Below are 15,297 nucleotides of genomic sequence, written 5' to 3'. Positions count from 1 at the left end.
TTCGTTTAACAAAAGAAAGGATTTTCAATCACGAATGGGGGAGAACTATGAAGATTTTAATTCTAGGTGGTACGCGATTTTTAGGAAGAGCTTTTGTAGAAGAGGCTTTAAAAAGAGGGCATGAAGTTACATTATTTAATCGCGGAACAAATAAAGAAATTTTTCCTGAAGTAGAGCAGTTAATCGGTGACAGAAATAATGATGTCTCAAGTTTAGAAAATCGAAAATGGGACGTTGTCATAGATATGTGTGGGTTTTCTCCGCACCATATTCGGAATGTTGGCGAAGTATTAAAAGATAATGTAAAGCATTATATATTCATCTCAAGCCTTTCCGTATATAAAGATTGGATTCTGCATCATATAAAAGAAGACTATATATTACAACCTGAACCAACAAGTGATCGGATAAAGGCTGTAGAGAATGGTGAAATATCGCCTTATGAGCATTATGGTGCGCTAAAGGTATTATGTGAAAAAGAAGCAGAGAAGTATTGGCCGGGGCGTGTTTTACATGTAAGAGCAGGACTTCTTTCGGGAATGTTTGATTATACAGATCGCCTTCCATACTGGGTTCAGCGTGTAGCAAAGGGAGGGAAAGTGTTAGTACCAGGAAGAAAAGATCGTCCAGTGCAATTAGTTGATATAAAAGACGTCGCAAGCTTTGGACTAAACATGGTAGAAAATAATAAAGCCGGTACATTCAATATAACGGGTCCAAATGATGAATTGACGATGGAAGAGCTATTAAATACGTGTAAAAAGGTTACGAATAGTGATGCTGAATTCGTTTGGGTCGATGAATCTTTTATGAAGGAACATAAAGCACAGCCTTGGACAGAGATGCCTTTATGGCTTCCGGAAACTTTTCCATTAGAAGGGGAAACGAAGCCGTGGAAAGGTGGATTTTCTATTAGTATTGAGAATGCTGTTAAAGCAGGGCTTACTTTTAGAAGATTAGAAGATACTGTTACAGATGTGTATGACTGGGTGAATGAAATGAAAGAGAGGGGATTAAAGGCAGGTATTTCAGTTGAAAGGGAGAAAGAATTATTAGAAAAGTGGAATGGATAGTTTTTATAGATAATAGGAATGGAGAGAAATATGATACGTCAATTAAAAAAGGTTAGAAAAAGGACGACAATTTCAACAGTTATAATGCTCTTGCTAACGGTCATTCTCGTAGGAAATAGTACGTGGTATATCTCTCATTCCTTTTCTTCTGAATTTTTTCAATTGCCGATGCCTTTGGATAGTAAGCTAATTAAAGATTATGAAGCAGATGAGAAGAATTGGATTGAATTAGCAAATGGCGGATATTGGGAAGTGGTAGCGAATCGTGTTATAGAAACGAAGCAATCGAAGGCAGAAGTAATCTCATTCTATCAAAAAAAAGGGAAGTTAAAGTATCCAAATTCTAACGAGGCTGGTGTAGAAATTCAGCTCTATTTTTTAGATGATAGTACAGTAGTAGAAACCGAAAAGGGGAATTATTACCGAGATAAGATAGGAGATACTCGTTATGTAAATGAATATGATATTAGAGATAAAAAGAAGGAAAAACAACCTAGTGATCCAGAGATAATAACATATATAATCCAAGTACATACCCAATTTGATTATTGGTATAAACTTGATTGAACATGAAGGACTATAGGAAGGATAAAAGGTTATGTGGAAAAATATCATTCGAAGTATTTCTTTAAACTTAAGTATGAAAAACCCAGCAACGAAGGATGAACTTGCTGATATACAAAAATGGTTACACGTGGAGTTACCTAATGAGTTATATCAATTATTACAGGAAACAAACGGTATAGAAGGTGAGTACGGGGACTTTATATGGTCAGCTTCAAAAATTAAAACTGAAAATATGAATATGAGAAATATAGTGGATTTTAAAGATTTATATATGCCTTTTGACTGTTTATTATTTTTTGCTGATGGCGGAAATGGTGATTTGTTTGGCTATTCTATTTTGAATGGAATGGTACAAAGAGATGATATATATGTGTGGAATCATGAAAATGATAGTAGAACGTGGATTGCTCCTTCTTTAAAGCCTTTTATGGAGTGGTGGGAGAGTGGGAAGATAACAATTTAAACATAGTATCAATAAAAAACGCCTTGTTACTAAAAAAACAAGGCGTTTTTCGTATGTAAATCTACCACTCAATCGGTTCTTCTCCGTACAGTTCCCACAGCTTAGGAAACATCTTTTTCAGACCTTCTTCGTCATCTTGATCCCAGTCGAATTCAATGTCGTCATTATGAGCTCTTTCATCAGTTAGTACATGGTAAAGTGTAAAGTAAGTGTCTTCTTCATCTCCAGTTTTTTCTGCATATACAGTGAAACCGAAATATAGAGAAAGTTCTTCAATGTTTGGTACGTCATACTCACTCAAATTTTCTAATACATGTATTAACCGTTCTGGATCTTCAATACACGCTTCGTAAGTTTCTTTTCCTTGATATAATAACCACCCGCGGAAATAATCAAAACAATCATCCGAACAACCGCCTAAAATAATATAGGCTGCTGCCCATAAGCGAGATGTATAGGAAGCTTTTAATATATGATGCATATGTGTATCAAAAGCAACAATTTCATGTACTGTACGCTTAGAGAGATGAGAAGTAAGCCATTCTATTTGTTCTTCCTGGTCTTCACCTTTCGTTTTAGCGCGAGCGAGTAGCCCCCAAAATTCTTCTTCTGTTATCGTTTTTTCTTTTATATAATCTTCCCCAGGGCACGGGTTTGTATATCCTTTTTTACGTTTGGAAGCAACTAGTTTGTTAGCTTCTTTTATGCACTCTTCTTCTGTTTCAAACTCTTTCGCTTTCACGCTACCAGCTGTGCCAATTTTCCCGTAAAACACAACGTAGTCGCTTTCTTTCACAACGATTTTCCAAAACTTATTTGATTTCTCAGTTTGCTGGATTAATAACGTTTCCATTCGTACCCCCATCATATTTTTCTAGTATGCAATGTGATTGTAACATATGTATATACACTTGTAATGATGAAAAATAAGCGTTTGGAAAATTCGAAAATGATTGAATGAAGTGGATAAATTTAGTAACCTTATCTTTACAGTAATTACATAATTGTTTTGCAATAATTCGATATTTAATAAATAGGGGGAATTCGGGATGGACCTTACGTTTAAAGTAGAGGAAACATGTTTTAATTACCGAGTCGGAGCAATTTGTAAACATGATAATAAAATACTCATTCTGCAAGGTGACGGTGAAGATTTTTGGTACGTACCGGGTGGACGCGTGAAAATGCTAGAAAATAGTGAAGATGCGTTAAAACGAGAGCTTGCTGAAGAACTAGCTGTTCCAATTGAAGTAAAGAGATTAATATGGTCAGTAGAAAATTTCTTTACACTTTCTGAGCGAAAGTTCCATGAAATTAGTTTTTACTATGAAGTAGAGCTGAAAGAATTACCTGCAAATGGGGCAGATCAATATATTCTGAATGAAGAGGATAGAACATATATGTTTAAGTGGGTGCCGATAGAAGAGTTAGATGCATACAACTTACAGCCAGCGTTTATAAAAGAGAAAGTAAAGGATTTACCAGTTCATACAGAACATATCGTTTTACAAAAGTAAACATGTCCGGAGGGGAAAACGGTGAAGGGGACTAAAAAAGAGATACATATAAGATGATAAAGTAATTCGTTACACACATATTGAAAAAGGTTCTAATATAATTTGTTTTATGTTCTCAGGTTCAGGCTATAATTATGACAAGCCGTTATTTTATTATGCAACGATGTTAATGCTTGAACATAAAATAGATGTAGTACATATTCATTATTCCTACGATGGACAATTAATGGAAAAACCAATGGAAGTAGTAACGAAAGTAATGATGGATGATATTAACCCTATCATTAATGAAGTGCTAAAAAGTGGACAATACAACGATTCGATGTTTTTAGGAAAATCACTTGGAACAATTCCAATTGCGAATGATTTAATGAAGAGAGAAGAATTTTCACAGTCAAAAATGATATTACTTACACCATTGTTAACTTTTAATTCGATTTTTGATTCTATCTTACATAGTCGACACGAAGGGCTATTGGTAATTGGGGATAAAGATCACCAATACAATGTAGATCAAATTAATCAATTATATAAAACGAATTTAAGAATTGATGTTGTTAAGAACGCTAACCATTCTTTAAATGTTGGGGAATTTGAAACAGAGAATTCAATTACAGTTATAGCAAAAATGATAAGGAAACTTGAAGAAATAATTACAGTTTGAATGAGTAATATACATGTAAAAGAGGTGCTTATTGCACCTCTTTTTTTTATGTTCAAGCTTTAATTCCTATGAAGCAACACCCGCATTAAAGAGGAATATTACTTTTCTATTTCCTATAAAAAACGGATAACAATTTTTAGTTATAGTTATTACAATTTAAATACATAAAATTCAGAAGAATCTTTAGGAACTCGAGAGGGGGGTATTGAAAGCGTTTACTGTTGTTGGGGTACAAGAAAGGAACATTCTCATATAAGGAGGCTATTAAGATGAAATCGATTAACCCGATGAATGTGATAGACGAGAGTCGTATTCATTCCATGCATATTTGGTTAATATTTTGGTTGTTTATCGTAATTGCATTTGATGGATATGATGCTGTTATTTATGGAGCAACAGTACCTTCGCTCATTAAGGAGTGGGGAATATCGGATGTTACAGCAGGGGCAATTGGTAGTTATACAGCTATAGGAACAGCAATTGGAGCTGCTTTTTTTGGTTTATTAGCTGATAAAATAGGTCGTAAAAATATCATAATAGTAACTACAATCTTATTCAGTCTATTTACCTGTTTAGCTGGTTTTGCGAACGGTCCTGTAATGTTTGCGGTTTTCCGTGTTATCGCAGGTATAGGGCTTGGTGGAGTTATGCCGAATGTAATTGCTATAGCAACAGAATTCTCACCGAAACGAGTTCGAACTGCTATCGTATCTTTTGTTTTTTGCGGATATTCAATTGGAGCAATGGCAGCGGCGCTTACAAGTCGTTCCCTTCTTACAACAGCAGGATGGGAGCCTGTTTTTTGGTTAGCGGGAGTTCCATTATTGTTTATCCCCTTTTTAATGAAAAGTATTCCTGAGTCTGTTGGTTTTCTATTAATGAAAGGAAAAATAGAAGAAGCTAAAAAAGTAATAGCGAAGATAAATCCACAATTAAGTAAAGATGTGACAATTGAATTTATAATATCACCAACTAAAGAAGCTGGATCTCCTGTAGTTAAATTATTTGAGGAGAAGCGCGCCGTAAGTACAATTATGTTTTGGATTTCATGTTTTAGTGCTTTCGTACTCATTTATTCTATGAGTACATGGTTACCAAGGCTTATGATGCAGTCAGGATACGATCTCAAATCAAGTCTCACATTTACAGCTGTCATGCAAATTGGAGCTATTATTGGAACACTCATATTCGGTCCAATAGTAGATAAAATCGGATTTAAAAAAGTACTTGTCCCATTATTTTTCTGTGGAGCAATTGCGTTATCACTCATTGGATTTGTAAATAATATGTTTATTGGATTTTTGTTAATTTCAGTCATTGGTGCTTCTTCTGTCGGACTACAAAATATGTCAAATGCATTTGTTTCTCAATATTATCCTAGTAATATGCGCTCAACAGCGGTAGGAAGTACAATGGCTTTTGGGCGTCTTGGAGGTGTGGTAGCTCCAACTTTGGTAGGTATTCTTCTTTCCATGCATTTATTGCCTCAATATAATTTTGCAGCAATTGCGACTGCTGCTGTAATTGGTGGCATAGCATTGTTATTTGTTAAAGAAGAACATGGAATTTATTATAAAGAGAAAAAAGAAATTGCTAGTGGAAATAACAATGTAACTACAGCAAAATAGTGAATAATCAATCCCGGGGATATATTTCTTCGGGATTCGTATTTGTTTAGTTAATAGTTAGAATGTTTGCTTTTCTTTTGTGTAACGTTTCTTATACAATAGAGAGAAAAGGGGGATGGGGCGTGTCTAGTAATAAGAGAGAGAGATTAAGGAAAAGAATAGAATATCATTTGCGAAATACATCACGCCAGCTTATTAAAATCGATACGGAAGAAGAGGCACTTCAGTATTTAACTCATTCCTTTTGTGCAGAATTACATTGTGATTTCGTAGCTGTCATTTTTAATGAAGGTGGACAGTTTTTGCCAAAAGCTTGGAGTGGTAATTTAACTTCTTTAGCTTCAGCGTTTCCGCTTCATTCTGATGAATGTTCTTCTAAACTACAATATCAAAGCATAACGGATCAAACGGCAGATTTACCAGAAGTGTGTCTTCTAGCTGAAACATTGAAAAGTGCTGGGGTGGAGACTTGGTTTACAGTCCCATTAAAGGATGATATCCAGCATTTTGGTTTTTGTGTTGTTGCATTTTCAAGTTACGTTCCACTTTTAGATATGGAAATATCATTTGAAGAGTTTGGAAGAGATATAGCAGTGGCGATAGCTGTGGCTAGACAAAAAGAATCGCAGATGAAAAAGATTGAAGGTTTTGGGTGGATCAGTAAAAACCTGTCGTTAGATGTTCCGTTAGAAAAGCATGTTTATGAGGTAACTTCTAAAGCCGGAAATGAAACAAATTCGAATTTTGCATGTGTTTATTTATATAACGAGACTGAAAACTGTTTTGTTTTTCAAGCACCTGCATATGGAGAAATGAGAAAGCCATACAAAATTATGGTTGAGGATAAATATGTATTAAAAGAACACTTTCCATTTTTTGAAACGATTGGTGGTGAACAGTATACTGCTCCAATCATTATTGATATGAAACCAATTGGAGTATTACATATTGAAAAGGAATGCGAAGGGGTTTTTACGGAGGCAGATTCAAAATCACTTGAAATGATTGCAAATCATTTAGCAACTATACTAGATAATGCAAGGTTATATAATGGTGAGAAAGAACATAAGCAACGTCTTCATTTTCTATTAGATTATCAGCAAGCTTTATTAAAAGAAACGGTCGATGATAATAATTTTGAAGGTATTACAACAATGCTCGGTAGTTTATTTCAAGATACAGTGTTTATTTTTGATAGATTTATGCAACCAATAGCATTTCATGATGAAAAGGATAGTCGCTTAGCGGAACAATTAGCTGAATTAACAAGAGAAGAGCGTAAAAAGAAAAGATTTACTGATACGTTCCAAATTCATGATCCGAATAATAGTGATTATTGTTTTTCATTTTGGATTATTAATGGGGGCGGTAATTTTTTAGGATATTTAGCAGTACGAAGAGCGAATGGGGGGATGGATGAATTTGATCAATTAACGGTCGATTTAGCCCGAAATATATGCTCCATCCAGTTTATTAAACAAAAGCTCGTTCTAGATACGAAAGAACAGATGAAAGACAGCTTTATTAGTAAATTATTAACTGAAAAAATTGAGGACCGAGATAATATTTTGCAATATGCTAACTTATATCAATGGAATCTTTTCACAAAACATCGAGTCGGGGTATTATCCATTTCACTCGATGAGAACGAATTAAAGAAAGGAAACCTACTCGAACAACAAGCGAAAAAGTCACTTATATGGGACTTGATTAAGACTCGTCTTCCAGAACTAGGGACAGGCATTTTAGCAGTATCCCATAATGATGAACAACTTTTAATTGTTCCAATAGAAGAGCAGAAGAAGGAAATTAATACATTTTGGGAATCGGTATTTTCTAGTATGCAAAAATGGATATATTCATCACCTATTGGGTGTCGAGTTTTATTAGGAGTTGGCGGTGTTACAAAACAATTGGAAGACTATTATACTAGTTATCAGCAAGCTATACAGACTCTAAATATTTTAGATAGTCGCTTCCGAAAAAAGGGATTTGCGCTATTTGAGGATCTAGGTTCATATGCTATTTTACATCATTTAAATCATTCAACAGTCGTAGATCTTTTTGTTAAGAAACAAATTGGTCCATTAATTGAATATTCCGAAGGGAAGAATATTGATTTATATAACACATTACACGTGTTCTTACAAAACAATGGAAATGTAAAAAGTGCTGCAGAAGAACTTTTTATTCATAGAAGCTCTCTCTTGTACAGGTTAGAAAAAATAGAATCACTCATTTCAGTTGATTTAAATGATGCTGAAGTGAGATTTAATTTAATGATGGCGCTAAAGCTTTATGATATGCATGGTGAAGTAGTAGGGTAATAGAAGTTTATATTTTCAGTGATGTTCTATTTGATAAAAGGAGAGTTTGCTTTTGCACGAAATCTCCTTTTATTTTTATATAATTGTTTTTCAAAACTTGTTAAAATATATAAGTATGTAAAGGAATTATAGAGTTGAAGGTGATATGCATGAAGAAATATAAGATAGGAGAAGTAGGAAAGGAATTTGGAGTTTCAATAGATGCTTTACGGTTTTATGAAAAGAAAGGATTCCTAAAACCACAAAAAGACAAAGATAACGGTTTTAGATTTTATACATATGAGGATTTTGGAGTATTTTTAGCAATTAGAAGCTTTAGACAAATGGGATTTCATGTTAAGGAAATTGGATCGGTGTTTAACGGTTTAGAATATGATGACATAATGAAAAAATGTAATGATAAAATAGCTGAAAAAAATGAAGCGATAAAACAGTTAGAGTTAGAAACAAAGCAAATAAATGAATTTATGAACTTATTACAAGAATATAAGCGGGAAGATAGGAGATGGGTTATAAAACAAGCTGAGACTTATTATTTTCTCAAACATGTTCATCTAAATGAAGGAACGTTATGTGTAAATCCTCTATTAAAGACATGGTTAAATTTCTTGCCAACAGTTTCCACGGCATTATGCATTCCACTTGAAGAATATAAAATGAAAAATATAGAGAATAGTTACTGGGTAATGGCGATCTCTGAATCAAAGGTGAAAGAATGTCAATTACCTATGGATGATTCGGTTATTCAAATACCTATGGGAGAGTGCTTGCATTATTTATATGAAAAAAATGTGGATGAACCGTTATCATCTTTGATATTAGATGAACCATTCCATATTATGCAGGAACAGGGATACGCTCTTAACGGAGATGTCTTATGTCGATATGTTTGTGAAACAAAGAGTCAAGACAAAACAGTTGAACATTATATTATTATGATTCCTATTATTAAATCAAACGGTACAAACTGACTTGAAGTAGAGAAGGACATGAAAAAAATGCATGTAATTGTTAGACACAGTCTACAGTTACATGCATTTTTTTTGAAACAAAAGAGTTTTCACACGGTGTTTAGCTAGGTTTACCCAGCTATTTGTGGGCAGTAAACGCCCGATTGGTAGGGGCTGATAATCAGTGGGGAATGAACAAAATCCCGTTGATTGAAGTTGCGATTTATACAAATTATACATAATAAATGGATTAATTAAATTAAGCTATTGACCCTAGTCTTAGACCATAGTTTATATTGAATCTATAAAGAAAGCGCTTGCAGAAATAGAGAGTATGCAAAGCACTTAAAATAAATATTGGAGGTTTTTATTATGAGAAACATTGTACTTTTATGTAATGCAGGTATGTCTACAAGTATGTTAATGAACAAAATGAGAGGATATGCAGAATCAGCGAATTATAACTGTGAAATTAATGCTTATGCATTAACTGAAGCGAAAAACGTTGGGAAAGCGGCAGACATCATTTTATTAGGACCACAAGTTCGATATGCATTAAATAATGTGAAAAGTCAATTGCCAGAAAAGCATATTGAAGTGATTGATATGGCAGCTTATGGCATGTTAGATGGGAAAAAAGTAATTGAACAAGTGAAAAAGGTTTTAGGTGATTAATAGTTTATACATGGGGAACGATTTACGAGCCTTACACGATTTATGTCAGTTTTGAAAAGTACATATTCTGAGGGAGGTCATCGTCTGAAAAAGATAAGGGAATTTCCAATTTTATGTATGGTAGTAGGGAGCCTGGCAGGTGGTTTGGTACTGTCAGGATGTACATCAGAAAGCAAAGATAAGGCTTTAAAAGATTCAGATATAACACTTATTACGAATGTTCTTCCGTATGGAGAAGTAGGGGCTACCGTCGTTTGTGATTTTGGAGATACAATAGATAGCTCAAAATTAACAAAAGATAGTTTTGAAGTTGAGGTGGAAGTGAATGGGAAACCTCAAAATAGAAAAATAACTAAAGTGTATACAAATAATAAAGCTGAAGTATCAGAGACTTCAAAAGACGGACAATACGTCGTAATCGAATTAGATGAAAGCGATAAACATGCATCTACCTCAACGTTTAATGAAGAAAAATTTTTAAGTACAAGAGATAACTTAGATTATAAGTTATCTCTTACGAAAGAAATTAAAACAAAAGAAGGGACAACTTTTAAAGCATCCGAACAGAAGAATAAAATTGCAAAAGTAGTTACTCCTGTTGTAGATGATTTTAAAAAAGGGGTATATCAAGATGCATCTGGAAGCAAAATGCAATACAGACTTTTTGAGCCTAAAAAAGAATCTAACAAAAAATATCCATTAGTCTTATTTTTACATGGATCAGGTGAACGAGGAAATGACAACTATATGCAAGTCGTAGGAAATGAGGGCGCTGTAGCGTGGGCGAATCCAGAACAGCAAAAGAAAAATCCTGCCTATGTGTTAGCTCCTCAGGTTGAAGCAGCTGAAACTCTTACAGCGTATTGGACCGAGGAACCTAACTATACTACTATGTTGAATTTACTCAAAGAAACTATCGATAAATATGATATTGATAAAAATCGCATATATGTTGTCGGTATGTCCAATGGTGGAATTGGGACTTGGAATGTTATTAAGAAGAACCCGAATCTTTTCGCAGCTGCTGTTCCGATTTGTGGAATAGGAGATTTGCCAGGAAATACGCTTGTTGGTGAATATGAACCGATGCACGATAATTCCGTATTCAAGGATATTAAAGATATGCCGATTTGGGTTTTCCATGCAGAAGATGATCCGCTAGTTGATGTGAGATATAGCAGAGATGCTGTACAAGCTATTAAAGAACTAGGTGGTTCTTTTGTTAAATATACAGAATATCCAATTGGAATCGTTAAACCAATGGGACACTTTTCTTGGGTACCAGCTTTGCAAGATAAAGAGATGATAAATTGGTTGTTTAATCAGTCAAAATAATTTTTAAATATCTTTATTATAAAAATATCATGTTACTCATGTGGTGTATGCATATTTTTATAAGCCCATAAGCCCTTAAGGAGAGTTCATAATGAATAAAAAAATGTTGTCGTTCTGCCTGATAGCTTCTTTGACCGTTTCTCTATTTGGGTGTTCACCTAATAAAACAGAACAAGGTAAGGAGAAAAAAGAAGAAAAACCAGTTGAGTTTTATTTAGTAAGACATGGAAAAACGATGTTAAATACGACGGATAGAGTACAAGGTTGGGCGGATGCACCACTTACGAAAGATGGTGTTGCAGTAGCGGAATACCTTGGAAAAGGTTTGAAAGGGACTAAGTTTGATAAAGCATATAGTAGCGATAGTGGACGTGCAATAGAAACAGCGAAAATTGTGTTAGATCAAAGTGGAAATAAAGATATGAATATTAATCAAAGTCAAAAGTTACGTGAAGTGTGTTTCGGTGAGTTTGAAGGGGAGTTAAATCATACGTTCAGGGAAAAACTTGCACAAGCAAATAATATGACCTATGAAGAATTTATGAATAATTTCGACATCGATATTATGCAAAAAACTACAGCGAAGATTGATACGAGTAAACAGGCTGAAGATACTGAAACTGTCACAAAGAGAATGAAAAAAGAAGTTGATCAAATGGCAAAAGAAGTAGCAGAAGATGGCGGCGGTAAAGTTCTTGTTGTATCACATGGTATATCTTTAATGGATCTATTATATTCAATATCTCCTGAATCTTTAAATGAGGTTGAAGAAGGATTAGAAAATGCAAGTGTTTCAAAAGTTGTATATAAAGATGGGAAATATAAAGTTCATTCTGTAAATGATATGAGCTATGTAGAAAAAGGTAAAAAATAGACTTAATAAAATATGTAAATGTTGGAGGTAATTATGAAACTGTTAGAAGGGACTAAAAACGGACTAGAACGAATCATTACACCACTAACTAATTATCTCGGAAATAGCAAAGTAGTCAATGCGATTACATCAGGGATGATGATGACAATTCCTGTTACGATCGGTGTTACATTGTTTGCTATTTTAGGTAATCTACCATTTGAAGGGTGGAAAGAATTTTTAATCCAAATTGGTATATATACGCATATGCAAGACATGATTAGTGCGACATTAAGCTTGTTAGCAGTATATATGGTTGTCATTATCGCTTATTCCTATGCAAAAGAGGAAGGCATGAATGGAATGACAGCTGCTGTTATAGCGCTAGGCAGTTTCTTATGCTTAATGCCAATGTCTATTAAGGTAGGAGAAGAACAAATTTCTGCTATATTAAATCAGTACTTAGGTAGTGATGGCATATTCGTTGCTATGTTTGTCGGTGTTTTCACTAGTAAACTGTATTGTTCATTGAAAAGAAAAAATATTGGAGTGAAATTGCCAGAATCAGTACCTCCTATGGTAGCTGATGCGATTAATCCAGTGTTTATTTCAATCATCATTTTCACGCTTATCTTCTTTATAAGAATAATATTTGGCTATACGCCATATGAAAATATTTTTAACTTTGTAAGTCAAGTTATAGCGTTACCTGTAAAATTCATCGGATCGTCTGTATGGTCAGTAATTGCTATCTTTACATTCATGAATATATGTTGGTTCTTCGGTTTACACCCAGCACCAATCATAAATGTATGGTATAGTGCGACAGCTCCATTATTTACGGCAGCTATTACAGCTTTTGCTTCAGGAACACCTTTTTCAGAAATTCCTTACTTAGCATTTACTTTAATGCATTTTGCAGTCGTTATTGGTGGAACAGGAAATACGTTAGGTTTAGCAATAAATCTATTATTTGCGAAATCAGAGCAATATAAATCACTTGGAAAAATTGGTATCGTCCCAAATATCTTTAATATAAATGAGCCAATTGTCTTTGGCTTACCACTTGTTCTAAATCCAATCTACTTTATTCCATTAATAACATCTTCAATAGTAGGCGGATTAATTGGTATCGTATTCCTTAACATTACAGGGATTTTATCTAACTTTAATCCACTTATTGAATTACCATGGGTAACACCAGCACCATTTGCAGCTTATATTTCTGGTGGTTGGTTACTATTCATCATGACAGTATTAATTATTGTCTCTCAAATTCTATTATATTATCCGTTCTTTAAAATGGGAGATAGGAAAGCTTACGAGGCAGAACAACAAGCAGCATCACAACAATAATAATTTATTCCACAAAAGTTTGATTGGACGGGATAGTAATCAGTGGGGATGGACTTCACTGATTGCAATCTCGATTTATAAGACTATAAAAATAAAAAAATGTTAGGAGAATCGTTATGGAACAAAATGAATTAGTAGTATTTCAAATTATATCAGCTGTAGGTAGCGCACGATCTTCGTATATTGAAGCAATTCAAGAAGCAAAAATGGGTAACTTTGAACAAGCAAGACAATTGATGAATGAAGGCAGTGAAACTTTTATTGAAGGCCATAGAGCACATGCTGGATTGATTAGTAAAGAAGCAGCTGGTGAAAAAGTAGAAGTAAGCTTATTATTGGCGCATGCAGAAGATCAATTAATGAGTGCAGAAGGATTTAAAATCATTGCAGAAGAGCTTATAAGTGTTTATGAAACATTTTTAGTGAAACAAAACTAGTAGAAATAAACGATAACAATACTATTTTTGAAAAGGAAAGGTAAATATGCTCAATACTACATTTAAAAAAGACTTTTTATGGGGCGCTTCGACAAGCGCCTATCAAGTAGAAGGTGCCTATAATGAAGATGGAAAAGGCCGTTCTGTTCAAGATGTGAAAGTTATTCCTGAAGGTACATCAGATTTTAAAGTTTGTAGTGATCATTATCATCATTTTAAAGAAGATGTAAAGCTTTTTGCAGAATTAGGATTAAACGTTTATCGTTTTTCTATAGCCTGGACTCGTATTCTTCCAAATGGTACTGGAGAAGTGAATGAAAAGGGTATTACATTCTATAGCAATCTTATTGATGAATTGCTGAAGCATGATATCGTACCGTTAATAACGATGTATCATTTTGATTTACCGTATGAATTAGAGAAAAAGGGTGGCTGGAGTAATCGAGATACCATCGATGCTTTTGTTACATATTGTGAAATTCTATTTGAACGATTTGGAGATAGGGTTAAGAATTGGTTAACAATTAATGAGCAAAATATGATGATTTTACATGGTGGTGCTATTGGTACATCTGTATTATCTCAAAAAGAGTTATATCAGCAAAATCATCACATGCTTTTAGCAGAGGCTAAGGTTACGAACTTATGTCACAAAATGATACAAGACGCTAAAATTGGTCCAGCACCAAATATTAGTTATGTGTATCCGAAAACATGTAAGCCGAATGATATAATTGCAGCTCAAAATTGTAATGCAATTCGTAATTGGCTATATCTAGATATGGCTGTACATGGACGATATAACAATATAGCGTGGAATTTCATGAAAAGCAAAAATATAGAACCAGTCATTCTAGAGGGAGATATGGAGATTCTAGCTAGTTCAAAACCAGATTATATCGCTTTTAACTATTATTCTTCTATTACTGTTAGTGAGTATGATGAAAACTTTGTAATTGATGATGCTGGTGATCAACAGATTGAAGTGGGTGAAGAAGGATTCTTTATGGGTAATGATAATGAATTTCTAGAATTAACCGATTTTGGTTGGGAGATTGATCCAATCGGCTTCCGAGCTACATTAAGAGAAGTGAATGATCGTTATCACTTACCAATTATCATTACAGAGAATGGAATAGGTGCTTACGACAAAGTAGATGAAGATGGATCTGTACAAGATCATTACCGAATTGATTATTTGAAAAAACATATTGAACAGATGGAATTGGCAATTGCAGATGGAGTGGATGTAATGGGTTACTGCCCTTGGGCCGCAATCGATTTAATTTCTACGCATCAAGGGTTTAGAAAAAGATATGGTTTTATTTATATAAATCGTGATGAAGACGATTTAAAAGATTTAAAAAGAATAAAGAAACAGAGCTTCTATTGGTATAAAGAAGTTATTTCATCAAATGGTAAAGAACGATAACATATAGTTTCGAAATTCAC

Annotated in this window: 14 protein-coding genes and 1 pseudogene; 14 read left to right on the top strand and 1 reads right to left on the bottom strand. The window is 34.0% G+C overall.

The genetic code is table 11. From position 1 onward, the window contains the following. Positions 1-47 precede the first annotated feature (47 nt). From ACS2MN_RS08810 to ACS2MN_RS08800, 3 genes are read left to right on the top strand one after another with little or no spacing between them, the layout of a single operon-like run. Positions 48-1,073, top strand: a complete 1,026-nt coding sequence (locus ACS2MN_RS08810; protein WP_098709484.1) for an SDR family oxidoreductase — start codon at positions 48-50, stop codon at positions 1,071-1,073. Between the two features lie 30 nt (positions 1,074-1,103). Continuing rightward, on the top strand, positions 1,104-1,640 hold the full coding sequence (locus tag ACS2MN_RS08805) for a hypothetical protein (protein WP_000621041.1): 537 nt from the start codon (positions 1,104-1,106) through the stop codon (positions 1,638-1,640). A gap of 31 nt (positions 1,641-1,671) precedes the next feature. Beyond that, positions 1,672-2,103 carry an SMI1/KNR4 family protein gene (locus ACS2MN_RS08800; RefSeq protein ID WP_000265757.1) on the top strand — a complete coding sequence of 144 codons (432 nt, stop codon included), beginning with the start codon at positions 1,672-1,674 and terminating at the stop codon, positions 2,101-2,103. Between the two features lie 61 nt (positions 2,104-2,164). On the opposite strand, the gene ACS2MN_RS08795 is transcribed toward ACS2MN_RS08800, so the two are convergent. Further along, positions 2,165-2,956 (bottom strand): DUF4240 domain-containing protein, encoded by a 792-nt coding sequence (locus tag ACS2MN_RS08795; protein ID WP_098137969.1) that lies wholly within the window; start codon positions 2,954-2,956, stop codon positions 2,165-2,167. Between the two features lie 196 nt (positions 2,957-3,152). Here ACS2MN_RS08795 and ACS2MN_RS08790 point away from each other — a divergent pair, with 196 nt between their 5' ends. From ACS2MN_RS08790 to ACS2MN_RS08740, 11 genes and pseudogenes are all read left to right on the top strand, one after another. Further along, positions 3,153-3,620, top strand: coding sequence for an NUDIX hydrolase (locus ACS2MN_RS08790; RefSeq protein ID WP_098137967.1), 468 nt, complete (start codon positions 3,153-3,155; stop codon positions 3,618-3,620). A 21-nt stretch (positions 3,621-3,641) separates the two neighbouring features. Then, positions 3,642-4,284 (top strand): annotated as a pseudogene (locus ACS2MN_RS08785) (alpha/beta hydrolase). Between the two features lie 269 nt (positions 4,285-4,553). Next, on the top strand, positions 4,554-5,912 hold the full coding sequence (locus tag ACS2MN_RS08780; RefSeq protein WP_346994518.1) for an MFS transporter: 1,359 nt from the start codon (positions 4,554-4,556) through the stop codon (positions 5,910-5,912). Between the two features lie 122 nt (positions 5,913-6,034). Beyond that, positions 6,035-8,239, top strand: coding sequence for a helix-turn-helix domain-containing protein (locus ACS2MN_RS08775; protein WP_098805259.1), 2,205 nt, complete (start codon positions 6,035-6,037; stop codon positions 8,237-8,239). Positions 8,240-8,388: 149 nt separating this feature from the next. Then, a complete protein-coding gene (locus ACS2MN_RS08770; RefSeq protein ID WP_098805260.1) occupies positions 8,389-9,210 on the top strand; it encodes a MerR family transcriptional regulator in 822 nt (273 codons plus the stop codon). 351 nt (positions 9,211-9,561) lie between these two features. Next, positions 9,562-9,864, top strand: coding sequence for a PTS sugar transporter subunit IIB (locus tag ACS2MN_RS08765; RefSeq protein ID WP_098805261.1), 303 nt, complete (start codon positions 9,562-9,564; stop codon positions 9,862-9,864). Positions 9,865-9,906: 42 nt separating this feature from the next. Continuing rightward, positions 9,907-11,199, top strand: coding sequence for a prolyl oligopeptidase family serine peptidase (locus ACS2MN_RS08760; RefSeq protein WP_346994519.1), 1,293 nt, complete (start codon positions 9,907-9,909; stop codon positions 11,197-11,199). Positions 11,200-11,290: 91 nt separating this feature from the next. Then, positions 11,291-12,073 (top strand): histidine phosphatase family protein, encoded by a 783-nt coding sequence (locus ACS2MN_RS08755; protein ID WP_346994520.1) that lies wholly within the window; start codon positions 11,291-11,293, stop codon positions 12,071-12,073. Between the two features lie 33 nt (positions 12,074-12,106). Continuing rightward, complete coding sequence (locus ACS2MN_RS08750; protein WP_438894684.1) at positions 12,107-13,408, top strand: PTS sugar transporter subunit IIC; 1,302 nt, start codon at positions 12,107-12,109, stop codon at positions 13,406-13,408. A 116-nt stretch (positions 13,409-13,524) separates the two neighbouring features. Further along, positions 13,525-13,845, top strand: a complete 321-nt coding sequence (locus ACS2MN_RS08745) for a PTS lactose/cellobiose transporter subunit IIA (RefSeq protein ID WP_000437092.1) — start codon at positions 13,525-13,527, stop codon at positions 13,843-13,845. Positions 13,846-13,891: 46 nt separating this feature from the next. Next, positions 13,892-15,277, top strand: coding sequence for a glycoside hydrolase family 1 protein (locus ACS2MN_RS08740; protein ID WP_098805264.1), 1,386 nt, complete (start codon positions 13,892-13,894; stop codon positions 15,275-15,277). Positions 15,278-15,297: the final 20 nt, after the last annotated feature.

This window comes from Bacillus cereus group sp. BceL062, from assembly GCF_051780025.1.
In the GTDB taxonomy this organism is placed as follows: Bacteria; Bacillota; Bacilli; order Bacillales; family Bacillaceae_G; genus Bacillus_A; species Bacillus_A toyonensis.
The sequence above is the reverse complement of the archived record's forward strand: the minus strand, read 5'-3'. Positions and strand labels throughout refer to the sequence as shown.